20 protein-coding genes and 1 pseudogene are annotated in these 22,976 nt (G+C 45.5%); 9 read left to right on the top strand and 12 right to left on the bottom strand.

The genetic code is table 11. The annotated features are described in order from the left end of the window. Positions 1-23: 23 nt before the first annotated feature. Positions 24-1,667: a glycosyltransferase family 2 protein gene (locus QUB24_RS28670; RefSeq protein WP_333157018.1), complete on the top strand. Its 1,644-nt coding sequence runs from the start codon at positions 24-26 to the stop codon at positions 1,665-1,667. On the opposite strand, the gene QUB24_RS28665 is transcribed toward QUB24_RS28670, so the two are convergent. From QUB24_RS28665 to QUB24_RS28645, 5 genes are all read right to left on the bottom strand, one after another. Continuing rightward, positions 1,651-3,159: an FkbM family methyltransferase gene (locus tag QUB24_RS28665; RefSeq protein ID WP_333157017.1), complete on the bottom strand. Its 1,509-nt coding sequence runs from the start codon at positions 3,157-3,159 to the stop codon at positions 1,651-1,653. The genes QUB24_RS28670 and QUB24_RS28665 overlap by 17 nt on opposite strands. Continuing rightward, the gene (locus tag QUB24_RS28660) at positions 3,078-5,324 is read right to left on the bottom strand and encodes an O-linked N-acetylglucosamine transferase family protein (protein ID WP_333157016.1); all 2,247 of its coding nucleotides are present in this window, start codon (positions 5,322-5,324) and stop codon (positions 3,078-3,080) included. Before QUB24_RS28660 ends, QUB24_RS28665 begins: the two co-directional genes overlap by 82 nt. Positions 5,325-5,520: 196 nt before the next feature. Continuing rightward, positions 5,521-6,063: a type IV pilin-like G/H family protein gene (locus tag QUB24_RS28655; protein ID WP_333157014.1), complete on the bottom strand. Its 543-nt coding sequence runs from the start codon at positions 6,061-6,063 to the stop codon at positions 5,521-5,523. Between the two features lie 108 nt (positions 6,064-6,171). Beyond that, positions 6,172-7,503: a class I SAM-dependent methyltransferase gene (locus QUB24_RS28650; protein ID WP_333157013.1), complete on the bottom strand. Its 1,332-nt coding sequence runs from the start codon at positions 7,501-7,503 to the stop codon at positions 6,172-6,174. Between the two features lie 371 nt (positions 7,504-7,874). Next, positions 7,875-8,456, bottom strand: a complete 582-nt coding sequence (locus QUB24_RS28645) for a Uma2 family endonuclease (protein WP_333157011.1) — start codon at positions 8,454-8,456, stop codon at positions 7,875-7,877. Positions 8,457-8,597: 141 nt separating this feature from the next. On the opposite strand from QUB24_RS28645, the gene QUB24_RS28640 reads away from it, so the two are divergent. The 3 genes from QUB24_RS28640 (at position 8,598) to QUB24_RS28630 (ending at position 10,864) form a co-directional block, all read left to right on the top strand. Beyond that, on the top strand, positions 8,598-8,786 hold the full coding sequence (locus QUB24_RS28640; protein WP_332984302.1) for a hypothetical protein: 189 nt from the start codon (positions 8,598-8,600) through the stop codon (positions 8,784-8,786). 108 nt (positions 8,787-8,894) lie between these two features. Next, a complete protein-coding gene (locus QUB24_RS28635) occupies positions 8,895-9,512 on the top strand; it encodes a Uma2 family endonuclease (RefSeq protein ID WP_333157010.1) in 618 nt (205 codons plus the stop codon). Positions 9,513-9,691: 179 nt separating this feature from the next. Then, positions 9,692-10,864, top strand: a complete 1,173-nt coding sequence (locus QUB24_RS28630; protein ID WP_333157008.1) for an AI-2E family transporter — start codon at positions 9,692-9,694, stop codon at positions 10,862-10,864. A gap of 106 nt (positions 10,865-10,970) precedes the next feature. Here the strand turns inward: QUB24_RS28630 and QUB24_RS28625 are convergent, their stop codons facing one another. Next, positions 10,971-11,612, bottom strand: a complete 642-nt coding sequence (locus QUB24_RS28625) for a Uma2 family endonuclease (RefSeq protein WP_333157007.1) — start codon at positions 11,610-11,612, stop codon at positions 10,971-10,973. Between the two features lie 188 nt (positions 11,613-11,800). Between QUB24_RS28625 and QUB24_RS28620 the strand changes: the two genes are divergently transcribed. Beyond that, complete coding sequence (locus tag QUB24_RS28620; RefSeq protein ID WP_333157006.1) at positions 11,801-12,976, top strand: homocysteine biosynthesis protein; 1,176 nt, start codon at positions 11,801-11,803, stop codon at positions 12,974-12,976. A gap of 78 nt (positions 12,977-13,054) precedes the next feature. Here QUB24_RS28620 and QUB24_RS28615 read toward each other — a convergent pair whose 3' ends face one another. Continuing rightward, positions 13,055-14,302, bottom strand: a complete 1,248-nt coding sequence (locus tag QUB24_RS28615; RefSeq protein WP_333157004.1) for a hypothetical protein — start codon at positions 14,300-14,302, stop codon at positions 13,055-13,057. A gap of 581 nt (positions 14,303-14,883) precedes the next feature. Between QUB24_RS28615 and QUB24_RS28610 the strand changes: the two genes are divergently transcribed. Continuing rightward, complete coding sequence (locus tag QUB24_RS28610; RefSeq protein WP_333157003.1) at positions 14,884-15,792, top strand: tetratricopeptide repeat protein; 909 nt, start codon at positions 14,884-14,886, stop codon at positions 15,790-15,792. A 257-nt stretch (positions 15,793-16,049) separates the two neighbouring features. Next, a complete protein-coding gene (locus tag QUB24_RS28605; RefSeq protein ID WP_333157001.1) occupies positions 16,050-16,940 on the top strand; it encodes a Uma2 family endonuclease in 891 nt (296 codons plus the stop codon). Positions 16,941-16,977: 37 nt separating this feature from the next. Here the strand turns inward: QUB24_RS28605 and QUB24_RS28600 are convergent, their stop codons facing one another. From QUB24_RS28600 to QUB24_RS28585, 4 genes are all read right to left on the bottom strand, one after another. Then, entirely contained in the window at positions 16,978-17,259 is a 282-nt protein-coding gene (locus QUB24_RS28600; protein WP_333157000.1) for a type II toxin-antitoxin system mRNA interferase toxin, RelE/StbE family, read from the bottom strand. Next, positions 17,259-17,483 carry a hypothetical protein gene (locus QUB24_RS28595; protein WP_333156999.1) on the bottom strand — a complete coding sequence of 75 codons (225 nt, stop codon included), beginning with the start codon at positions 17,481-17,483 and terminating at the stop codon, positions 17,259-17,261. The genes QUB24_RS28600 and QUB24_RS28595 overlap by 1 nt, the downstream gene beginning before the upstream one ends. A 473-nt stretch (positions 17,484-17,956) precedes the next feature. Then, the gene (locus QUB24_RS28590) at positions 17,957-19,684 is read right to left on the bottom strand and encodes a succinate dehydrogenase/fumarate reductase flavoprotein subunit (protein ID WP_333156998.1); all 1,728 of its coding nucleotides are present in this window, start codon (positions 19,682-19,684) and stop codon (positions 17,957-17,959) included. A gap of 129 nt (positions 19,685-19,813) precedes the next feature. Next, positions 19,814-20,128 (bottom strand): hypothetical protein, encoded by a 315-nt coding sequence (locus tag QUB24_RS28585; protein WP_190741078.1) that lies wholly within the window; start codon positions 20,126-20,128, stop codon positions 19,814-19,816. 418 nt (positions 20,129-20,546) lie between these two features. Between QUB24_RS28585 and QUB24_RS28580 the strand changes: the two genes are divergently transcribed. Then, positions 20,547-21,272 carry a lysophospholipid acyltransferase family protein gene (locus QUB24_RS28580; protein WP_333156996.1) on the top strand — a complete coding sequence of 242 codons (726 nt, stop codon included), beginning with the start codon at positions 20,547-20,549 and terminating at the stop codon, positions 21,270-21,272. A 113-nt stretch (positions 21,273-21,385) separates the two neighbouring features. Next, positions 21,386-22,195 carry an alpha/beta hydrolase gene (locus QUB24_RS28575; protein WP_333156994.1) on the top strand — a complete coding sequence of 270 codons (810 nt, stop codon included), beginning with the start codon at positions 21,386-21,388 and terminating at the stop codon, positions 22,193-22,195. A gap of 295 nt (positions 22,196-22,490) precedes the next feature. Here QUB24_RS28575 and QUB24_RS28570 read toward each other — a convergent pair. Beyond that, positions 22,491-22,889: pseudogene (locus QUB24_RS28570) on the bottom strand (ISKra4 family transposase); the annotation flags it as partial. Positions 22,890-22,976: the final 87 nt, after the last annotated feature.

Below are 22,976 nucleotides of genomic sequence, written 5' to 3'. Positions count from 1 at the left end.
ATTATCTATCCTAGGTATCAATAATGTCATCAAACAATTTCTTTTCTATTATCATCCCTACACGCCAGAGACATGATACATTAAAACATTCGATTCAGAGTGTACTTAATCAAACTCATAAGGAGTTTGAACTGGTGGTTATGGACAATTTTAGTAGTGCAGAAACTGCCGAAGTTGTAGCTTCATTTAATGATGAGCGAATCAAGTATTATCGCGCACCTGAAAGACTCTCCATGTCTGACAATTGGGAATTGGGGTTATCTCACGCTACAGGAGAATACATTACTGTTCTCGGAGATGATGATGCTTTAATGCCAGATTGCCTCGAAATTTGTTTAAATCTTCTCCAGGAATATGACGTGCAGACAGTGGCTTGGTCTCGGGGCACTGTATATTGGTGGCAGAGTGCGATCGTCCCTTGGCATAAGAATAAATTGTACGTTCAGTTGCAGGAGCAGGTAGCTGTAAATTTTCAAGCAAGACAAAAATTAAAGCAGTTCTATAATTTTGAAGTTTCTTATGGTGAACTCCCCATGCTCTACAATGCTTTTATTCCTAGAGCCTTAATAGAAAAGATTAAATCTGTTCATGGTAAATATTTCATGTCATCTATTCCCGATGTGTATTCGGGTGTGATTAATGCCTATTATTTAGAAAATTACTTATATTCTTTTCGCCCTCTTTCAGTGGCGGGCAATTCTGGACATAGTACGGGAACTTCATCGTGCTACCCCAGCTTGGATGGGAAACCATTTAAAGATTTTTTAAACGATGCCAAAAAAGATACCAAGAAACTGCTGCACGATAGTTTAGTACCATCAATCAACCCATTTATGGCCATTGCTGACGTGCAAGTTAGAACCAAAGAGTTATTTTTTGCGGAGGATGAAGAAATTAAATTTGATATTTTAACTGTCGTAAGGGCTGGTGCTTCAAGTATCAATATGGATATTGGCGAGTACGACACTCGTTTGCAAGAAATTGAAGAATTGGCTAAAAAACATAAAATTCCCCCTTCGGAGTTTAATATTCCTGAAAGACAGACGCATCAGCCCCAAGCATATCAAGGTCCCATGTCGGACGGAAATGGCTCAATAGGTACCTGGGCGATTAATGGAGAGCAAGCGGGAATATCTAATGTGGCTCAAGCGGCGAGGCTGGTATGGGGAATGTTACCTGATTTAAGCTTTTTTCGGGTTAACTATCTGTCTAAAGAGTACAGAAGTGATCTCTACCAAAACCTGAACTTAAGAGAAATCAATTTAATCGTATTTCCAGACTGGAATCAGCCGGAACCGTCTTTAAATGAGGAGTTTGCCCAGGTAATAAGAGCGATAGCAACTCACCCAGACAAAGATAAGATGACTCTGCTGGTAGACAGTAGCCAAATTTCTGATGAAGATGCTAATCTTGCTTTATCTAGTGTGGTGATGAACCTGTTAATGGAAGAGGACTTAGATGTCTCCGACGGGCCTGAAATTTCAGTGATTGGACTGTTGAGCGAAATTCAGTGGGAAGCTGTGAAACCTCGCCTGCATGGTAGAATTGTGTTGCAGTCTGAAAATAAAGAGGCGATCGCCAGAGTACAAGCCCAACACATTCCCACTCGTGAGCTAGACAGCTTAATTATCAGCAACTCCCGTAATGAAATCAGTTCTCCTTCTTAAGGGTATCCTGCGGTGGGCTAGCTCCAAAAAGCCTAGTTCCCGCTTGCTCATATAATTCTCTAGAAAGTGGGTGCAAAAGATTGTATTCTAAAACATTTTTCACAACTAGCAGCAATAAGCCAGAATCTACCTCAGAGGATTGGTCCGACTTCAGAAGCTTGATTACGCCCAAAGAATCGAGATCAGCTTCTGTATAGCTCCCCATCAGAATAGACAGGTTAATCAAATGCAATAGATTATTAATGTCTGTCGGATTGATTTCCCGTAGATGATGGCGGATTGTCCAAGTAATTCCATAGTCTCCGAATTTTCCCCGTCGCTCCGCTTCTGTTTGCAGGACTTGCATTAAATCCTTTGTCCACAGATAGACTTGTTCGCTATCTCCTCCCGTCATCCCCATCAGCCATGTCGCCTGAGCTTCTATCTCTTGTGCGTCTAATAGCAACGCCAACCCCAAATACCAATAGTGAAACCTATTATCGGGTTCAGCTTCAATAGCCTCTTCGTAGAGATGGGCAGCTCGGCTGTAATCTCCTTGAAGTAAGTTTTGATAAGCTTGATTCTGGATAGTTTCTGCTTGAGTCAATCCAGTTTTTTGTAAAACTTCAAAGGGCGTCAAATTTTCGACCTGTGCGATTAAGGTTTCTCGATACGCTTTCAAATGCGCCCTCAGTCTTTCTTCCTGCTCCTTTCCTGCCACATAACGGGATTCTTTTGTAAACTGACCTGATTCTTTGACAAAAACCATATCAACCTGAAATAAAGCTAAGTCTGAACAACGACAAGCAAGATTGACAATATCATAGGCTACAAAACCTTGCTCTTTCATAAAGTTTATAACACTGCCCATCTTATCCAATCTAGCTGTTACATATAAATTAACTTCTACACTTACCCACTCTGTATTTTGAAGAGTTTGAGTTGCACCTGCTAGGACCTCTAGTTCTCTACCATCTACATCAACTTTGATTAAATACGGCCCTTCTAACTGGCGAGTTTTACAAATTTCATCCAGAGTAACGGCCGGGATTGTCCTTAGCTCAAAGTTTTCGGAGCTAACCTCACCATCCTCTGAGATGTAAGAGTGGATAAAGTTGCTCACATTCACTTGAAGAGGCACAAGTCCTGCCTCTGTGGAAGCAGCAGCAATTATATAGTCTGCTCTTTCAAGATGTTGACAGATTTTTTTTAGATATGGTTCGTTCTCGGCTATGGGTTCGATCAGGAGATATCTTGATTTTGGAAAAGCATAATAAATTTCAAATGTGCCTAATCCAGCACCTACGTCAATAACCGTTTCCGGTTCAAAACCCAACTGCTTTGCATTCAATAATGACCCCAACATTGAACTTCTAGGAATGTGATTATTCGTCATAGTAATTTTTTCCTCTGTTATGCCTAGGGCAGCATTCAATTGCCAGCTTCTACGTAATTTCGCCACATCTGCTCGTATGCTTTCTCCATCTCTCGCGTAAATTGCTTGCCATTCCACAGTGGAGCCGTTTGTCGTGACTGCCGCAGTTTCCAGGATATATGCTGCCGCAGAGCCGCATCTTTCCCTAAACGAATTCCCCATTCTATATACTCTTCATCAGTCCAAGCAATGCCTTCGTTAATCCCAGCATTCATCATCATTGTGTAGCTGTTGCGAGCTGCAAACTGCTCTCCAACTTTTGTCACTAAAGGAACACCCATCCACAAAGTTTCTAGAGTTGTTGTAGCCCCATTATAGGGATAGGTATCCAAAACTACATCAGCGATACTAAGGTTGGCTCGGTGAACTTCTGACGAGGCTACCTCTGGCAAAAATCGTAATCGATTAAAATCTATACCCTCTTCTTGTGCTAATTCATTAAAGAGTTTTTTAATTGAATCTTCCTCAGCGGCTCCTTTTATTATGAAATAACTATTAGGGACTTCACTGATAATTTTCATCTGTAGCCGTGCTGTATCAGGATGCCGTTTGTAACCTCTCTGAGCACTAAGATATATGACCGCATCAGTAGGAATATCTAACTGCTCGCGTCGCAGTGTTGGTACCCCCACTTCAAAACCATCTACTGCTATGTAAGTTTGAGGTAAACGCCATATCTTTTCCGAATAATAATCCTGAGCTGATTCTGGTAAAACATAAGGATCGGCAATAAAATAATCAATTGTAGGTAGCCCTGATGCGTCCCATCCTAGCCATGTTATTTGCACAGGGGCAGGTTTAAGCGCCATCACTTCATAGCTAATATGTGAGGTGAGGCTGTCAAGATCAATTAGAATATCAATCTCATCTTGAGAAATTTGCTCAGCGATTTCAGTACCGACAATCCCGCACCTATATGCTTTAGACACTTGATTCACGTACCATTCTTGTAGGGGGTCCTGCATATTCCTATAATTAATTAAATAGGCATGCAGTTGAAAACGCTCCCGATCGTGGTACTTGATTAGCCATCGAGCTAGCGACCCCACCGCGTGGGTCGCGAGGCAATGAGATAAATAACCGATCTTCAAAGGTTTGGTTAAACTACTAATATTTTTGCGATGAGTAAACTGGCGCTGCCTGTATCGTTCTATCTGCTTTTTAGCAGAGTTTTGAATATTGACTTGGCATATTTGAGCTAATTGGTTACTGATTTTTCTGTATTTTTTTGGTTCATCTCGAAAGTAAGGGAAAAAGAAGGGGGTAAGAAACAGGTTATGAGCTGTCATTAAGTCCAATGAAATTGGCGGTTCAGCTATCAAGGACTCTTGTAGAAATTGGAGGCGATTAACGACTGAGACAGCTTCTTCCCAATATCCACCGGCGCTCATTAACCCCCGAAGGACTAGATGCGTCGCATAGATTTTAGCTGGCAAAGATTCTGCTGATGAATATAAAATTTTAGCGGTCTTTATCCCTTCATTATATTGACCTGCATTCTGGTAAAAAATACTTAATTGACAGATAATATCTAGATTTTTTGGATCTAAGCGTAAACACAATTCAGCAAAGTGTACTGCTTGCCGGGAGTTTTTCCACAAATGGGACAGTCCAAAAGCCGTTGGTATTACAGTGTTAATATATAGTTGGCAGTCACAGACATGAGTAAGGCAGGCTTCTGCCAATTCCAAGGATGATGGGTGCAAAGGATCGTATTCTAAAATGCTTTTTAACACCTGCATCAATACCTCGAAGTTTACTTCTCCAGATTCTTCTGATTTAAGAAGTTTAATCACTCCTAGAGAAGTCAGTTCCTCAGCCGTAAAAGTCCCCAGCCTGACGGAAAGCTCAAGCAAGTATAACAGGTTGTTAATATTTGTGGGAGCAATCTCCCGGATGTGGTGCCGAATTGCCCAAGCCATCGAGTCCTCTTTCAAAGCCTCCCTGCGTTCTGCTTCTGTTTGCAGAACCATTATCAGCTGATCAGTCCATTGCTCAATTTGTTCTGGCTCACCCTCTGCCATGCCTAACAGCCAAGTAGCTTGAGCTTCTAGCTCTTGCTCCTGCAATAATAGCATTAGCCCCAAATTCCAGTAGTGAGACTTGGTATCTGGTTCCGTAGCAATTGCTTGCTCATATAGGTTGGCAGCCAGAGTGTACAGTCCTTCAGTTAAGTATTTATGTGCTTGTTCTTCCAATGCTGCTAAATCTGTAGACGAGGTGTTTTCTAAAAATACCACCATAAGTAAGTCTCCTTTTTTATCCGGATTGTTATGCTCTTATTGCAAAAAAATAGTTCAACGAACATAACTAAACAAAATAACTCTTTAGTGATAAGTTGGCTACAAGACTGGGTAGCGTTCAGAACACTACCCATTGTTGCATCAGCTTCTGATGAGGCTTGCAGGAACAATTCTAGCTTTAAAGGCTAGATCGAGCCTACTTAGAAACTTCCGTCCATGCAGGACCTGTACAACCCAAACTGGCAGCGGCAACCGTTGCATAGCCCGTTACAGCTGCTGTACCGGCCGCAGTTCTTTCGCACAATACCGCCGCAGTGGTTCTTTCAGTTGCTCCTGCAGGCTGAATTAAAGCTACTTTTCCTGCGTATGCTTTGAGCGCTTCCCCTATGGGTTTTGCGACATTTCCCACCTCAGTAGCAGTTGTAGCAGGTGCTACAGGATCGAGAGCGTAGGTATAGTTTTGAGTAGTAGTTTTAATGCCCAGATTCAACTCGCCAACAGATGTGGCAAATCTACCACTCTCTGCGAAGGTAGCTTGTTGAGACCTGTTCATGGAACCGATATACTGCTTAGCTTCTGACTGCTTAGCTTTGTTGGCTTGGTTCAAGAAGGAGGGTAAGGCAATGGCCGACAAAATGCCGATGATGATGATAACCACCAGCAGTTCAATTAGGGTGAAACCCTTATCCCGCTTCTGATTGAGGTGTTGTAGAAATTTAGCTTTCAATTCAGTTTTCATGTTTTATTTCTCCAAATCGCGTGAGATGCTTGATTTTTGACTCCTAAGAGTAACTTACCCCTTTTCAATAACTTTCATATCACTCGCTAACCAAATTTTTGATCAGCCTCAAACCAAACGCTCGAAAAGTATGTATAGAAAGACTTCTAGGCTACTCAGGAGTTCTTTAACTTCCTCAAAAGCTTTTTCTGGCTTAGCTTGCTCAAGAGTGATAGGATGTAGGGGTCTGAGTTTGAGCCAACGCTCTACAAGACACATGACCGACTGTGGCTGATCTGTTTCCCACAAAGGTAGTAGGCAAGCCGCCATCATACTATCTACCGTAATTGGTACTCGCGTAGGCAGACTTACGTAGCGGCTTATCTCGAAAACTTTGTGATTAGTGATAGCATTCACTAGATCGTTTTTTAACTGAGGTGTTCTGAGTTGAGGGTGCAGATAAACTCGAACTTGCTGCCAGTCAGATTGCGTCCATTCATACACCTCTCTAAAAGAGTGAGCTTGATTAGGATGACCACACCAAAAGTCTATCAAGCGGTTGACCGGGTGCAATAACTCAAATAGGTGTAGTCGGATCTCAACAGGGAGATCCGGCAAGCTCATCGCCAAAAAAGCTGGCAAGTTTTCGGGATTTTTGAACAAGTCTGCTAACTCCCATTGTCGCCAATTCACCAGGCTGATGAATTCTAAATTCGCTTCCCTTAAAGCTGCAAAAACTTCGGGAATCGTGTAGCCTTTATCGCCTTGAAGGAGATAGTTGACCAGCAGCCATTCTTCATTTTTTTCGACTGGCAAATTCCAAGTTCTTGCCTTGATCGCTACATTGTCTTGTAATTCTTCTATAATTTCTTTAGCGATACCTATTTCCATTTCTCTGGGGTTTTCTTCTAATAAACCCATTATTTTAAATACTTTTTGAACTGCATAATAAGAAGCGCGTTGGAGAGAACTATGAAGGTTAGCGCGAATGATGCCATCGGGCTTTAAAACGGCTTGCATTGCCTTAAGACCGACCACAGGATCGGGGACTAAATAAAGGACCTCATCACAGTTGATATAGTCAAACTTTAAACCTAAATCGGGTAAATACTCGAGGGGTAGAGCATAAAAATCAGTGTTATTGAAACCGTGATATTGTAACCGCTGTCTGGCCAACTTGACCGACTCCTCAGATATATCTACTCCTATAATTTTGGCACCCGGGTTTGCTTCTGCTAACATCAGAGATTTGTAGCCACTGCCACAGCCCGCATCTAAAATAACTTTACCTTCAGTATCTATAACTTTTTGATTTCTTAAATAGTAAGCTGTTACCAGATTATGAATATAGAGAGATTGATAGTCTGTTTTGGGAGAGTGGTCGAGGGGAATTTTAGGGTAAGGAGCTTTGTCAAATTGTTGACGAATTTTCTCGATTAACTCTGATTCTTGGTTATCCATTCTCAATCAAGCCTAATATTACCAAATTACCTGGTGGGACATTCCTCTTCTAAAATAGAAAGGTATTCGAGCCGCGCCGTCTGGGGCAAAATCTATGGCCCCCAAATTTTCCCACCTGCTGCCATATTGTATCACCAAAGACCTATTCTATAAACACCAACACCGGATTTATCCTGAAAGTATTCCCGATCTCGATCGCCCTCTCCCTCGCCATTAAGTACGGCGGCCCCATTCTATCCATACCCTCAACGGCTGCGATCGCTCTAATCGCCGTGTTTACCCGTACTATTATCCTTGCCGCACTGCTAAGCTGGCGATCGCCCCAACCTAATCAAATCAAGTTAAGCATCAAAAAAATAGGTGCGATCGCCCTAACCAGAAATGCCTCTCCTAAACTCCCTCATGGCTTCCACACTCGAAGCCATCAGCAAGCAGCGACACAATAAGTTAATATCTAAATCTGGCAAAACCACACTTGAATAAATTTTTTCATAATCCTCAGAGCCCAAGCGATACATAGCCAATACACCATCCTCCCAGAACCAGACTTCAGAAACTCCCAATACTCGATAGCGCTGCAATTTTTTGACATTACCGCTAGTGAATATAACCTCTACAGATAAATCGGGAGGAGTTCCAGTTGACCTACCAATAAGATATGATTCGTCAGGTTGTGCTGAAGCTTCGCCTTCTGTTTCTAGAGTAAGGCTTCCTGTAGGTTTAAATTCAATATCTTTGATGTCAAAGTAAAGAGCCAAAAGAATAGTGAGGGTGCGACTTATCGCTTCGTGGTCTTCGGAAACTGCCAAGATTTCTACCTCTCCTTTGTAATAAAACAACCTGATGCCAGGGGAGTCAGAAAACCCCTGTTCAATTAGCTTGAACTGTTGCCAGCTAATCCCGGAATGAATGAACCGTTGGTCTAGTGGCTGTAAAAGTGTCTGTGTCATCATGCGAACCTCAATCAACTTCTGGGTTTAAAACAACATTCATCGCCTCTTTCCTGTTAAAAACTCTAAGGCGCGATCGCAGCCGCAACACAATACTTGCGATAATAGTCTCAATCCTTAATTATACAACCAACTACCACCTCCATGAACACCAACATCAGCCCCATCCTCAAAGTATTCACCCTTTCCGCCGCCCTTTCCCTAGCCATCAAGTACGCAGGCCCTAGCTTATCCATACCCTCTACCGACCTCAACGCCCTAATCGCCGTGTTTACCCCCAGTATCATCCTAGCCGCCATCCTCGGCTGGCGATCGCGCCAACAGCAGCAGTAGAGACGCAATCAAAAAGTGCGATCGATCTACACTAGGTCTAAAGACTATGTTTTTGCCAAAATCTTAATTCCCCGTACAGCTATCAAAACCAAACTTGAGGCACTCACCATGATTCAAACCATCACAGAATTAGTGACATTCGATGAATTCATTGATTGGTATCCTGAGAATTCAGAACACCGCTACGAACTGCACAATGGAGAGATTGTTGAGATGCCAAAAGCAACAGGTAAACATTCTAAAGTGGCCGGTTTTACCAGCGGCTGGTTATTTCTCGAAATAGAACGCTTAAACCTACCCTACTTCATCCCCAAAGAATGTGTCATCAAACCCATGCGCGAGGAATCGGGATATGAACCAGATATTATTGTACTTAACGAACAAACCATTGGAAACGAGCCGCGATGGGAAAAATCATCAATTATCACAATGGGTTCATCAGTCCCCCTAATCGTCGAGGTAACTAGCACTAATTGGGGTGATGATTATGCCCTAAAGCTTGAGGCATATGAGTCAATGGGTATTCAAGAATATTGGATTATAGACTATCTAGGATTGGGCGGCAGACGGTTTATTGGCAACCCCAAACAACCCACTTTTTCGATTTACCAACTAATTGACGGGGAATACCAAGTCAAACTGTTCAGAGGCGGCGAGGGTATTGAGTCCCCAACTTTCCCAGAATTGAAGCTGACAGCGCAGCAGGTGTTCGCCAAAGGGAATTGAGGAGGCTGCTTATGCTAATGTCCGAGTAGGGGTATCTGATTAAAGATGCGATCGCCCGCATCTAAGGTATCTTATAGAGATGCGATTTATCGCTTCTGGGCTGCAGAGCAATTACCAAGCTGCAATTCCCAATACCCTATTCCTCAATCTAAAATCTAAAATCTAAAATCTAAAATCTAATGAAGCTAGGACAGTGGATGGGCTTATTAGCCCTCATCGCATCTTGTTACATCCTGTGGCAAATCAGGCAGGCTCTACTTCTGCTGTTTGCCGCCGTCGTCTTAGCCACAGCCTTAAACAGACTAGCACGATATTTGCAAAAATTCGGACTCAAAAGATCGATCGCCGTACTCTTATCAGTTAGCTTCCTAGTCCTCATCTTCGTAGGATTATTCCTAATCATTGTACCACCATTTGCCCAACAGTTTCAACAACTTACCCAAAGAGCCCCTCAAGGAATAGCAAAATTAAATGAGTGGATCGATCAGATTGAAGCTCGCTTTTCTGGACAAATGGGTCAGCGACTACCGAATCTTGATATTAACGACATTATCCAACAACTGCAACCCCTATTCAATCAACTCGTCGGCGGTGCAGGAGCCTTTGTCGGCAACACATTAGGTGTTATTCTCAGCTTTTTGCTAGTCATAGTTTTGACATTGATGACATTAGCAGAACCTCTCTCTTACCGCAAAGCATTTATCCAACTATTTCCCTCTTTTTATCGGCGGCGAATCGAGGGGATCTTAGATGAATGCGAAATAGCCCTCGGTCGATGGGTAATCGGTGCTTTAATTAGCATGAGCGTCATCACTTTCCTGAGTTTAATTGGTTTGTCAGTATTGCAAGTTCCCCTAGCTCTAGCCCACGGTGTTTTAGCTGGTTTGCTGAACTTAATACCCAATATCGGACCAGGTTTGAGCGTCATTCCCCCAGTGACGATCGCACTTTTAGACTCTCCCTTAAAAGCCGGTTTTGTACTCATCCTCTACTTTCTAATTCAACAATTTGAAAGCAACCTCCTCACCCCTTACGTTATGGCGCAGCAAGTATCGCTACTGCCGGCTGTTACCTTAATAGCTCAAGTATTCTTCGCCACCTTCTTTGGATTTTTAGGCTTATTGCTAGCCCTCCCCCTCACCGTTGTCGCTCAAGTTTGGATTAGGGAAGCCCTAATTAAAGATATTCTAAACCAGTGGAGTGCCAGCCCTAAAATCTTAGCAGCAATCGATTCTGCTATCCATGAAGAATATGAATCTATAGAAGTCGCTGAAAGCCGACCCGAAAAGTTGCCAGAACAGAAAGCCGACATCTCCGATCCGGCTGAAAATGAGGCTTCTGACAATCAATAGTTAAGGTTCATAATGACTTCACTCCTGATTAATTCCCAGTTATAGGACAGAAGTCTTGACTACAAACTTAGGAAATTTGTGGTACGAACACCCTCAACTAACTATCTTAAAGCCTGGCATTTTCTACCGGATCTCGGCCGGCGCTAAAAATCTGTTGAACACTCAAATTTAACTGCCCAAATGTGGGTGACACAACCCTATCACTACCCCGAAACTGACTGACTTGATACTCACCGTCAATCAACTGGTAAACAGAAAAAGTAGGTTGTTTAGGATTGCCAATATAGCGTCGCCCGCCAAGTCCCAAATAGTCCGCAATCCAGTATTCAGAAATGCCCAAAGCTTCGTAGTCAACCAATTTGTAGCCGTAATCATCCCGCCAATTGGTACTGACAACTTCGACAATTAGCCGGACAGAACTCCCCATTGTAATGATAGATTCCTTTTTCCATCTCGGTTCGCTGTCCGTCCCCTGCCTGTCCAAAACGATCGCATCCGGTTCGTAACCAGATAGCTCATTATCAGCTTTGACAACGCATTCTTTGGGAACGAAGTAGGGCAACCCTAGCCTCTCGATTTCAATCCCTAGCTTCAGGCAGAGGAAGCCGGCTACTTCTGAATGTTCTCCTGTTGCTTTAGGCATCTCAACAATAGCTCCATTGTGCAGTTCGTAACGGTTTTCAGAATTTTCAGGATACCAGTCAATAAATTCATCAAACGTGACTGGTTTTAATATCGCTTGAGTCATGGCGATCGCTCCTTATTTTATTTATAATATAACCCTGATATCTGTTATAGCATTTTGCGGTGTTATCAAACCGAGGTCGATCGCCAAAACTGCATTCGCTCGCTCGAAATTCCATCAATCCCAAATCAAAATCACTCCAAAATCAATCAATTCAAAATCTAAAATCCAAAATCTAAAATCTAAAATATATGAGATCGATCGACGAAATCAACGATAAAATCAGCCAAGGCAAAGCCACAGTCTGGACAATCGAAGAACTCAAAACAAGAGTTCAAGAAACCAGCATTACCCAAGCAGCCAAAGAAGTAGATGTGATTACCACCGGCACCTTCGAGCCGATGGAATCCTCCGGTGCAATCATCAACCTCGGCCATACCGATCCGCCGATAAAAATCCGCCAGTGCTGGCTAGACGGCGTTTTAGCCTACTCCGGCTTCGGGGCAGTAGACCTGTACCTGGGAGCCACCCAAGTAGCCGAAGACGGCGAAGAATCCCGCGAACGGGGCGGCGGACACGTCATCGAAGACTTAATAGCCGGCAAACCCGTGCAGTTGCGAGCCTTGGGACAAGTAACAGACTGCTACCCCCGCGCCTCATTTGAAACTACGATTACCCGCGATACAATCAACCAGTTTTATTTATTCAATCCCCGCAACGCATATCAAAACTTTATTGTTGGCGTCAACGGGGGCGATCGCCCGCTGTTCACCTACCTCGGCCCCCTGCAACCAAACCTCGGCAACGCCGTCTACTCGAACCTTGGAGCCATGTCTCCCCTGCTCAACGACCCCGACCTCCAAATCATCGGCATCGGCACCCGCATCTTCCTAGGAGGCGCTCAGGGTTACATTACCTGGGAAGGAACCCAGCACTTCCCGCTGCAAAAACGCCAGCCCAACCGCACCCCCATCGGCCCCGCTGCCACCCTCGCACTCATCGGCGACGCCAAACAGATGAACTCGAAATGGGTGCGGGGCTGCTACTTCAAAAACTACGGCCCATCCCTAATGCTGGGAGTCGGCATCCCGTTTCCAGTCTTAAACGAAACCGTCGTCGCCCACTGTGCAGTATCAGACAAAAAAATAGTAGCGCCGGTGGTAGATTTCTCTATCCCCCGGCGCGTTCGTCCCACATTCGGTTTAGTCAGCTATGCTCAATTAAAGACTGGCCGCATCCTGATCGAGGGCAAACCTGTGCGGGCAGCCCCCCTTGCGAGTATGTTTCTCTCCCGGCAAGTAGCGTTGGAATTGAAGCAGCAAATTGAAGCGGGTCAATTTACCCTCACGGCCCCAGTTGCTCCCCTACCCACCGACAGAGTATTTCTCCCGCAAGATTTGTGGGGTGCCCAAGTCCGGCTCGAATAAAGGATTTTAGATTGGCGATTTAGCGGTTGTAAATTAGTGTTGGACACACTAATCTAAAATCTAAAATCTAAAATTGGTTCATTCCTCGATCGGCTTAGGCTTCTTAACCGGCTTAGGAAGAGGTTCCTTGGGGACAGGCGGTGGTGCTGCTGCTGCGGATTTGATGGTAGGACGCCCTACAGGAGCACCGTCACCGCTGGGCCTAGGAGTAAACGGACGCTTCCCTCCTCCTTTGAAGCCACCGGGAGGCTTGCTGCCGGGGGGGAATTTCCGCTTTTTAATCGGCAGGGCACCAATATTATTAGCCTGCTCAATCATCAGACTGTCAGCTTTCAATTTGACGTGGAAATCCCAAAAAAACCCGATCGCTTTTGTTGCTAAATCTCCCTTGAGTTTCAGTTTAAAAAACTTCATCTTGTCGTCATTCTTGCGGGGAGCTTGCTTGATTTTGACGATGACATACTTTTCTTCGTCTTGAGATTGATAAATCACCTCACCTCTAATAGAAAAATAGCCATCTTCAACATCAGGTTCCGAGGGAGGCAAAGATGCGGTTGATGCTTCGCCGCTAGCCTCAATCTCCGCTGCTTCCTGATTTTCCTCATCAGAGGACGGTTCGGGAGGTTTCTTGAGGGTTTCCGGCTCCCAAACCCCCATAATCTGGGCGTGCAAGTTGCCGTCTTCTTGCCTGGTGCGCGGATAGACCACCCACAAGTGTTCTTGTTCCAGCTCCAGGTGATTTTTGACTAAACTCATAACTCTACCCAGCAAAACTGCGTCGATGGCAGTTCCGTCGGCAGCTATCAGCATACCCCGGGTGAATTGCTCTTCTGATGGCGTGTAGCGGCCCCGCACCAAACCAACAGCTCGGTACTGTCTGGGTTCGCTGGGGGGGGGAATGGGATGTTGGCGCATGACGGAGGGTATGTCCTCAGCGGCCTGACTTTCGTTAGCGGCAGGCTCGGCGTTTGCGGGCGGTACGACTGCTAGGGCTGGAGTATCGCTGACAGGTGTCGAAGACGCTGCAGGCGCGGGGGGTGCAGGAGCCTTGCTGGGCTGGTCTTGTGGCTTTGTTTTGTCCTTGTCGGGGGCAGAACTGTAGCGTGGTCGTTGCAGCCTATCCTTGGACGCTGGGGCGTCTGTTGGTGTTGCCGGTTGATTTTGGTCAACAGGTGCAGCCAACGCCGAAGGCACCGAACTTTCGTCTGGTGTCTCAGGAATGGAATCTGTATCATTAGGCGGATTGACGGCCAGTTCGCTGGGCTGAGCCTTGCGATTTGAAGTAGATTTGGACGATTTGGAAGACCGGTTGGGAGAGGGGTTCATAAAAACTCCTTGCAGCGGAGACACATCCCTTAAGGGAAATTAGGAATAAACTGAAGAAACTGCTTTAAAAACTACTAGCACCTGACAGGCGGGCTTGCGCCCGGAGGTCTGGTTGTGACCCGTCAACGCCAACTTTCAACGCTACGTGTGCCGATCGGTTCGCTGGCTGCTACAATCCTTGCGAGCAAGGACTTTGGCAGTTGCTGACCGATCGATCGCCGATCGCGCTGAGCTGGAGTTGCTGGCTAATAGCATTTAGGATATTCAGCTTGCCTATTTTACTTAATCCAATTACCTAACGGCCTGATCCGCCATATTTTCGGTAATTTTTAGCTTGACCAGACTAAATTGGACAGACACCACAGTCGTTGGGGCCGCGGGTCTGAGTGTCCAAAATTGTTTAGCTAGCATGGAGTTGTGGGTCTGTTACCATATTAGCTGCAAGTAAAAGGCTGCTTTGTCCGTTGGGACTTTGAAGTTAAAAACGTTTACGGTTGCACCGATCGAGCTAAATGGCAGATGCCCCCGGCAATGCCTGAATTCTTAGAAAATAGTAGATTTTAAGCTGGGATAGTTGAATTATGGAAAAAGCAAACAAGCGTCGTGGGTTGATTACTGTGGTGGTGGTGCTGTCGCTCATCGCTTTTTTGGGATTTTCCCTTGTGCCAATTTTGGACAGTATTCTCAAGGCCAGCCAAGCGCAAAGTCAGTCAACTCCAACGCCTACTCAGACGGCGCAGTCTGGGGAGAAGCAATCAGAGTTGCTGCAAGCTCAGGCGAGGGGATACGAATTGGTTTTGCAGCGGGAACCTGACAACGTAACGGCTTTGCGGGGATTGTTGCAGGTGCGACTGGAGTTGATCGGACAAGGAGTGGGCGACATTAAGGATGCGATCGCTCCTTTGGAAAAGTTGGCTTCGCTGAATCCTGAGACTACTGAATACGGGATTTTGCTGGCTCAGGCTAAGGAACGCACGGGCGATCGCGAAGGGGCTGCTCAGGCTTACAGGTCAATTTTAGCGTCTAAGCCAGGGGAAATTAAGGCTTTGCAGGGGTTGGTGAATTTGCTGCTGGTGCAGCAGCGGCCCGAAGCTGCGATCGGACTGCTGCAAGATACGCTCAAGGCAGCTCCGGCTGCAAATCTGGCGAAACCGGAAAGTGTGGATGTAACTTCAGTGCAGTTGATTTTGGGACAGGTTTATGCTGTGCAGAAGCGCTACGAGGAGGCGATCGCAATTTACGACGAATCTGCTAAGGCTAATCCCAAAGATTTTCGCCCGACTTTAGGAAAGGCGATCGTGTTTCAGGAACAGGGCAAAACAGATGAGGCAAAAACGCTGTTCGATCGAGCTACTGAGTTAGCTCCTCCTAACTATAAAGACCAAATTAATCAGTTAGCTAGTGGCACTCCTTCGCGTTCTCCTGGGGCTACGACGACTCCCGAACCGGCTGCTTCTCCTAGTCCAGAAGGTGCGCTACCTAAACCTTAAGGAAAGTTTTAAGTAAAAGAGTTTTGAGTGGTCAGTGAAAGAGTTTGAAGTTAAAAACTTAATCGTTTAAAATCAAAACTATTCGCTTTCTTCTTCATTACGCAGGACTTACGAAAAGAAACCCGGTTTCTACGAGAAATCTTGGTTGAACGACGACAGATACAGGTCGAAACCGGGTTTATAAGTCCTCACGCCCAGTGTCCTTTTACCGATTACCAATTACTAATTACCAATTAGGTAAGACCTCGGAGGGAATTATGACCCAAAGCGTTGACCGCGTTGTTCTACCTCCTGCTTTTCCAGACCACACTCAATTACCAGACTCCGACGGTATTTTTGTTAAAAATTTTCAGGAGCATCCGCAAAGTTTAATTTTAACAGATTCGATCTGGCCAATTATGCAGGCACGGCATCCTGACGGACAATATGCGATCGGTCAAGACTGCGGCATTTACTGGCGAGAAACCGAGCCGCCGGAAAAAGGTGCAGAAGCTCCTGATTGGTTTTATGTTCCCAATGTACCTCCTAATTTAGACGGTCAAATTCGTCGTTCCTACGTGCTGTGGCGGGAACACATAGCACCATTAATTGCTTTGGAATTTGCCAGCGGGAACGGCGATGAAGAGCGCGATCGTACTCCTTTATCTCGCACCGATGAAGGGGTAGTTACTAAACCGGGAAAGTTTTGGGTGTACGAACAGGTGATGCGAATTCCCTATTACGGCATCTATGAAATTAACAGCGGTCGATTAGAAGTTTATCGGTTGATGGAGGGGTATTATCAACTGTTAGAACTCAATCAACGCGGTCATTTTCCCATTGCATCTTTAGGGATAGAATTGGGACTTTGGCAAGGCAGTTATCAAAATCAAACCATGCTTTGGCTGCGTTGGTGGGACGAGGAAGGTAATTTGCTGTTGATTGGCGATGAAAGAGCAGAATTAGAGAGATTGCGAGGGGAACAACAGCGGGAAAGAGCCGAACAAGAAAGATTGCGAGCCGAGAGTGCAGAACAGTCACGACAAGCTGAATTTCAGGCAAGAAGGGATGCAATTCCCCGGTTGTTGGGAATGGGGTTGAGTGCCGAACAAGTGGCGGAGGCGTTAAGTTTATCTGTGGAGGAAGTGACGGATAATGCTGGAGAGTGAGATAGTGAGAGAGAATTGGGGAAAAGGGCGATCGGTCTTAATAGACTTCATCATGAGAACCCATTTTGAGCAATAAAATAGCTTCCTCCTCATCTTCTGGATTGGTCACAAACTCAAATAAAATCCGATAATCATAATCTATTGAACACGACCAGATACCCGATAAATCTCCTGTCAGTTTGTGAGTTCGCAAGCTGGGGTTAAAGCAGTCTTCAGACAAAAGTTCAAGCGTAGCTTCAATTAAAAGGCGAATCTGAGGATTTTTACGAACTAACTTTTTGAAAGTACGAATAGATTTGGGAGTCCAACCAATTTTCATCAATCATCCAACTCCGCCATAAAATCGGCTACCGACCCAAATTTAACATTGCCCTCAGCATACTCTTGACGAACTTCTGCCACTTCCTTGAGTAATTCATTTCGTCGCTGTTGTCGCAGACGATTCTGAAGAATATCTAGAAGCAGGGCTTGATCTTCTAATGATAAAATTTCTACAGCTTCAAGAGCTTGCTGGAATTGAGATGTCTGTGTCGTTTTACTCATATATTATTTGCTACTTATAATCACGATATTTTGTATTTATTTTAGCAAGACTTGTCCTAAGATAGCATTTTTTAGTTGTAATGTGGAGAATTCCTGAGACGACCTTCAAAATGAACAAATTAGGTGTGAACTGCTAGCCCTACAAATTAATACCACATTTGCATCTTCTACAATCGCTTCTCACCCGTGCATCCTAAAGCAATATAAGGCGAGCTCACTCAGTAGTCACCTAGAGCTTTACGAACCTCGATTTCTTCAGCAGCGATTTCGATGGCTTCTGCTGGAACCCTTTGTTTATCGATAATGCCTGCATCAATGAGTGCATCAACGATCAAAGCCGCTAACTGCTCGCTTGTTAAAGTTCGTTTGGCTTATTCGTTATTAAATTCCTTTTCGGGAAGTTCGCGCATTGTTTTCTTTATCCCCTTTTTTTGCCGTTTAATTAGTAAGGTGGGCGATGCCCACCCGACAAATTAATACTTCCTCTCCTGCGGCTCAAACATCGTAATCGCCACCGGCATATAAGCCAAATCAATCCCCGCAGGCGAATAATAAGCCAGCGTATGCTTCAAAAAATTCCCATCATCGCGCTCAGTAAAATCTTCCCGCGAATGAGCTCCCCGACTTTCCTGCCGGTTCAAAGCAGAAGTTAAAATCATTTTCCCGACAATTATCAAACTCCGCAACTCCAAAGCTTCCACAATTTCCGTATTCCACAACTTGCCTTTATCGTCTAAGTAAACCTCCTCATATTGTCGCTCTAAATCCGCCAATTTCTTTAAACCTTCCTGCATCAATTCGGCGCTACGAAATACGCCACAATACTCAGTCATAGTATCTTGATACTGCTGCCGCACTTCATTGATTCGGTATTTTCCCGGACGTTCTAAAAGTGCCTGAATTTGCTCTTGTGCTTCCGTAACATAACGCTGTTCGTCTACAGATGGTAACTTGCGATTTTGTACGAATTGTGCTATGGTTGCGCCAGTGACTTTGCCGTAAACTACGCATTCTAAAAGCGAATTGCTGCCCAAACGGTTTGCGCCGTGAACCGACACGCAAGCTGCTTCGCCTGCTGCAAAGAAACCGTCTACCAAACTGTCAGGACTGCTGCGAACTTGCCCGCTAACATTAGTAGGAATTCCCCCCATTGAATAGTGAACCGTAGGGCGCACGGGCATCGGCTGATTTACGGCATCAATTCCTAACAAACGGTGGGCTTCTTCCCAAGCAAAAGGAATTTTGCTCATAATTTTTTCGCGTCCCATGTGCCGCAAATCGAGGTAGATAAAGGGGCCGCCGGCACTACCATCAACATTAATTCCTCGACCGGCGCGAATTTCTATGGAAATTGACCGCGAGGTGATATCTCTGGGCGCTAATTCCATCCGCGACGGGGCATAATTGGCCATAAATCGATCGCCCTCTGAATTAATCAAATAAGCGCCTTCCCCCCGCACAGCCTCCGAAATCAACACTCCCACGGGATACAAACCAGTCGGGTGAAACTGTACGAATTCCATATCTTCCAGCGGCAATCCAGCTAAAGCCGTCATGGCCAAACCGTCTCCCGTCGAGGCATAATCGTTCGAGGTCGTGTTGTAAACCCGACCGTAACCCCCCGTAGCAAACATCACCGCCTTAGCACGCACGACCTCAATTTGACCGTCTAGCAGGCTGTACATAACTACGCCCTTGGCTTGGCCTTCTTCCAAAATCAGGCGCGTGACATACCACTCCTGATAGATGTGAACTCCGCAGCGGCGCAGATTGTTGACTAATTCGTGGAGGATGGCGTGACCGGTTTTGTCGGCGGCGTAGCAGGTGCGGCGGTGGGAATGTCCGCCGAAAGCGCGCTGGGCAATTCTGCCGTCTGGGAGGCGGGAAAAGAGGACTCCCATGTGTTCTAAATCTATGACTACACCGGGTGCTTCCCGGGTGAGGATTTCTACCGCGTCTTGGTCAGCTAAATAGTCTGAACCTTTTACCGTGTCGAAGGCGTGGGCTTTCCAACTGTCTTCGGGATCGACATTTTGGAGGCTGGAGGCCATGCCACCTTGGGCTGCGACAGAGTGCGATCGAATCGGGTGAGTTTTAGCGACGACAGCTACCTTTAAACTGGGGTCAGTGCGAGCAATTTCTACTGCGGCGCGGCAACCTGCTAAACCGCCGCCTACAATGATTACGTCGTGTTCTAGCATTTTTTTTAATTATTTTGAGTGTTCTGCTCAACTTATGGTGACGCAAAAAAAAACTTCCTACCAAAAGAGCAGGAAGTTTTTTAACTTTTGATTTGAATGGAAAATCAAAAGTTAAAATTTCAAATTGGACTAGCCGGCGCTTTCGGCAGGGTTCTGAAGCGACTGATTTCCCGTTGCAGAAGGTTGAGGTTCCGTACCGGGTTCTACAGCAAGCACTTCAATGTTATTTAGCAGAGTTGTAACGAAAGCAAACAGCAAGAAGGGCAGAGACAGCACTAAAATCAAGCCGACAGTAGCCAAGGCGAAGATTTGGCGGGCGCTACTCCACAAGGCGAGTGCCGACGCTAGACTTAGGAAGATGACTATCAGCCAAACAATGATTTGACCGTAAATGTCGCCAAAGGTGAGCGTACATCTAAGGCGATAGTTTTGGATGTTATTCATTTGATGCCTCGCGAGATTGCTATTACGACTTGTCCAAAAATAGTTTGACAGTGCGTCAATGCCTACTGTAAATTTATCAGTTTAGCTGCCGCAACTTGGTTTTGGGGCTGTTTTAAACATTCTTTATATAAGTTGCCACAACACTTGGTATATTTTTGCTTCAGACTGGGAAATTCTGCCGAAACAGTTGGCGATCGCACTCGCCCGGCCTAGAAACCGGGTTTTTTAGGGTTTTGGCCGGCCCACTAGAAGTAAACGTGCGAAAAACCAAGGTGATTGCCGCCCGTGCCTCCAGGATTACGAAACAAAGGCATAAGGGGAAAGTCTACTTTTTGAGGGAGCCCTGACTTGGTAAAGTAATGTTAAGCTGCGTGGAAATGGAATCAACCTTTATAGCGTCGCACCTGTCTTTTAGCCCATGTCTTCAGAGAGCAAATTGCTGATTTCGCGCTGTTTCCTGGCTAGTTTGGGAACGCAGATGTTTATGTACCGCGAAGACCGGATTCCCCAACAGAGCCCGGTGCTGGTGGTGAGCAATCACCGCAGTTTCTTAGATCCTGTGCTGCTGACGGCGGCTTTGGGTCGATCGATCCGCTTTGCTTGTCATCATTACATGGGTCAAGTTCCGGTGATGAGGGAAGTGGTCACGACTTTCGGCGCTTTCCCCTTGGAAGCACCGGAGCACCGACAGCAGCATTTTTTCTCTCAAGCGACAGCGCTGCTGCAAAGCGGGGAGATGGTGGGGGTGTTTCCAGAGGGTGCAGAACCGATGGTGAAGCTGACTGGGCCGAATACTGTGGGGAAGTTTCAGCGGGGATTTGCTCATTTGGCTTTGCGAGCACCGGTGCGGGATTTGGCAGTTTTGCCGGTGGCGATTAGTTCTTTTGAGGAACACTCAGTACGATCGGGTGTACCGCTCAAGTTGTTGAGTTTGTTCGATCCTTCGGAACCGCTGTTCGATCGCTCTGGGTGGCATCCTGTGATAATTTATCAGCGAGTTAATGTTTTAATCGGCCGGCCTTACTGGATTACTGTCGATAGACAGCAGCAATATCAAGGCAAAAAAGCCAAAGCAGTTGTGGCTGAACTCACAAACCACTGTCAGGGAGAAATTGCAGAATTACTCCAACGAGGTTGTTTGTAAGTTTGTTGACTGTTGGCTATTGACTGTTGACTGTTGACTGTTGACTGTTGGCTGGTATCAGATTTCCAATCTAAAATCTAAAATCTAAAATCTAAAATCGATTGACTTGAATCATGGCAAATGCTAACAACAAGATTCGTTTCCTAACCCCCAAACCGCCGAAACCCGATCGCCCTTTATTTGTATTTCTGCCCGGTATGGATGGTAGCGGTTTGCTGCTGCGGCCGCAAATTTCTAAATTAGCAAATGATTTCGACATTCGCTGCTTAACTGTACCGGCTGACGACATGGCTAGTTGGGAGGTACTGGTTAGCGAAACAATTGCCTTAATTGAAGCCGAAAAGCAAGCCGGAAAGCCGAAGCGGCCGGTTTATCTGTGCGGCGAGTCATTTGGGGGCTGTTTAGCGATGAAAACTGTTTTAGAAGCTCCTCAATTGTGCGATCGATTAATTTTAGTCAATCCAGCTTCTTCATTCCGACAGCAGCCTTGGGTGCAGTGGGGATCGTATCTGACTCAGTGGCTGCCGGCCAACCTGTATCCGCTGTCGGTAATCGGTTTATTGCCGATATTAGCATCATTAGGAAAGATTGGGCACGACGATCGCCGCGCTTTGCTAGAAGCGATGCAAGCGGTACCGCAAAACACGTCTGTGTGGAGATTGGCGTTAGTGCGATCGTTTAATGTTGACGAAAATCAGTTGCGCGGCATCAAACAGCCGACGCTAGTAATTGCTAGCGGTGCCGATCGGCTGCTGCCTTCTTTAGCAGAAGCGAAGCTTTTAGTCAAGGTAATTCCCAAAGCTCAAATGGTGCTGCTGGCTAACAGCGGTCATGCTTGTTTGTTAGAAACAGATGTTGACCTTTACGGGATTATGCAGGGTCGCAATTTTTTGACAAATAGGTCATTAGTTATTAGTTATTAGTTTAGTTAGTGCTACAAAAACTGACCGTGCGTAGTGCGTAGGTTGGGCCCGTGGAACGAACCCTCCGTTTCACTCCGCCCAACATTTTCGGTATGATTTTCCTTAACTGAACCGTATTGAATTATGCTCAATCTCAAGCTTCCCGAACAAAGACGAAAACTTTACATTGAAATTGCACTGCGTAGATGCCGTCCCGGTAGTGGCAGCAGTCAAGATTTTCTGAATAAAAGAACTTGGAATCATCCCGTGACAAACATTAAAAGGGAGCATCCCGATTTTGCAAAAAGCAAAAATATTAAACTGCAAATTCACCATTCAAGTAGGCACAACGAAGTTGCAACATTTGAGAGACACTTTCAGATTTCCACTGCGCTCCTGAAATTTTGAGCCTTCTACCTATCTGCTTGACCGCTGATTCTACCGCTCCCGAACCAATGGAACCTGGTTGCAATTCCTGACAAGTTTCATAGTCCACAAGTCGAAAACGGTGTTTTTTGAGGTAGGCACGGAAATTAATCACTTGCCGACGATGGCAGTTATCAAAAATGGCGATCCTCTTCGAGGGCTGCGCTAACGCATCTTCCACCCGACCACGCCATAACAAGGCCTCAGCAAGTTTTATCCGCTTACCGGAGCCACCCACTTTATACAGATTTTCTTTCAGGTGATACCAGTCTAGGATTTCTTGCCGTTGTTCCGTTGTCCCTATAGCGCCTCGCGTGAGAACCCCGGTCTTTTAAGCCGGGGATGAAACGCAGTTGTAGCCTTTAGGCTACGAGTG

Source organism: Microcoleus sp. B9-D4 (genome assembly GCF_036705105.1).
In the GTDB taxonomy this organism is placed as follows: Bacteria; Cyanobacteriota; Cyanobacteriia; order Cyanobacteriales; family Microcoleaceae; genus Microcoleus.
Note: the sequence above shows the minus strand (reverse complement) of the source record. Positions and strands in the feature narration are given on the sequence as shown.

What these genes read in the sequence shown, in the direction of transcription:
- QUB24_RS28585 (WP_190741078.1), bottom strand. Translation starts at nt 20,128, where the DNA reads ATGAATAACATCCAAAACTATCGCCTTAGATGTACGCTCACCTTTGGC.
- QUB24_RS28625 (WP_333157007.1), bottom strand. Translation starts at nt 11,612, where the DNA reads ATGACTCAAGCGATATTAAAACCAGTCACGTTTGATGAATTTATTGAC.
- QUB24_RS28590 (WP_333156998.1), bottom strand. Translation starts at nt 19,684, where the DNA reads ATGCTAGAACACGACGTAATCATTGTAGGCGGCGGTTTAGCAGGTTGC.
- QUB24_RS28655 (WP_333157014.1), bottom strand. Translation starts at nt 6,063, where the DNA reads ATGAAAACTGAATTGAAAGCTAAATTTCTACAACACCTCAATCAGAAG.
- QUB24_RS28600 (WP_333157000.1), bottom strand. Translation starts at nt 17,259, where the DNA reads ATGAAAATTGGTTGGACTCCCAAATCTATTCGTACTTTCAAAAAGTTA.
- QUB24_RS28640 (WP_332984302.1), top strand. Translation starts at nt 8,598, where the DNA reads ATGAACACCAACATCAGCCCCATCCTCAAAGTATTCACCCTTTCCGCC.
- QUB24_RS28635 (WP_333157010.1), top strand. Translation starts at nt 8,895, where the DNA reads ATGATTCAAACCATCACAGAATTAGTGACATTCGATGAATTCATTGAT.
- QUB24_RS28660 (WP_333157016.1), bottom strand. Translation starts at nt 5,324, where the DNA reads ATGGTGGTATTTTTAGAAAACACCTCGTCTACAGATTTAGCAGCATTG.
- QUB24_RS28670 (WP_333157018.1), top strand. Translation starts at nt 24, where the DNA reads ATGTCATCAAACAATTTCTTTTCTATTATCATCCCTACACGCCAGAGA.
- QUB24_RS28595 (WP_333156999.1), bottom strand. Translation starts at nt 17,483, where the DNA reads ATGAGTAAAACGACACAGACATCTCAATTCCAGCAAGCTCTTGAAGCT.
- QUB24_RS28645 (WP_333157011.1), bottom strand. Translation starts at nt 8,456, where the DNA reads ATGATGACACAGACACTTTTACAGCCACTAGACCAACGGTTCATTCAT.
- QUB24_RS28605 (WP_333157001.1), top strand. Translation starts at nt 16,050, where the DNA reads ATGACCCAAAGCGTTGACCGCGTTGTTCTACCTCCTGCTTTTCCAGAC.
- QUB24_RS28575 (WP_333156994.1), top strand. Translation starts at nt 21,386, where the DNA reads ATGGCAAATGCTAACAACAAGATTCGTTTCCTAACCCCCAAACCGCCG.
- QUB24_RS28650 (WP_333157013.1), bottom strand. Translation starts at nt 7,503, where the DNA reads ATGGATAACCAAGAATCAGAGTTAATCGAGAAAATTCGTCAACAATTT.
- QUB24_RS28630 (WP_333157008.1), top strand. Translation starts at nt 9,692, where the DNA reads ATGAAGCTAGGACAGTGGATGGGCTTATTAGCCCTCATCGCATCTTGT.
- QUB24_RS28610 (WP_333157003.1), top strand. Translation starts at nt 14,884, where the DNA reads ATGGAAAAAGCAAACAAGCGTCGTGGGTTGATTACTGTGGTGGTGGTG.
- QUB24_RS28615 (WP_333157004.1), bottom strand. Translation starts at nt 14,302, where the DNA reads ATGAACCCCTCTCCCAACCGGTCTTCCAAATCGTCCAAATCTACTTCA.
- QUB24_RS28620 (WP_333157006.1), top strand. Translation starts at nt 11,801, where the DNA reads ATGAGATCGATCGACGAAATCAACGATAAAATCAGCCAAGGCAAAGCC.
- QUB24_RS28580 (WP_333156996.1), top strand. Translation starts at nt 20,547, where the DNA reads ATGTCTTCAGAGAGCAAATTGCTGATTTCGCGCTGTTTCCTGGCTAGT.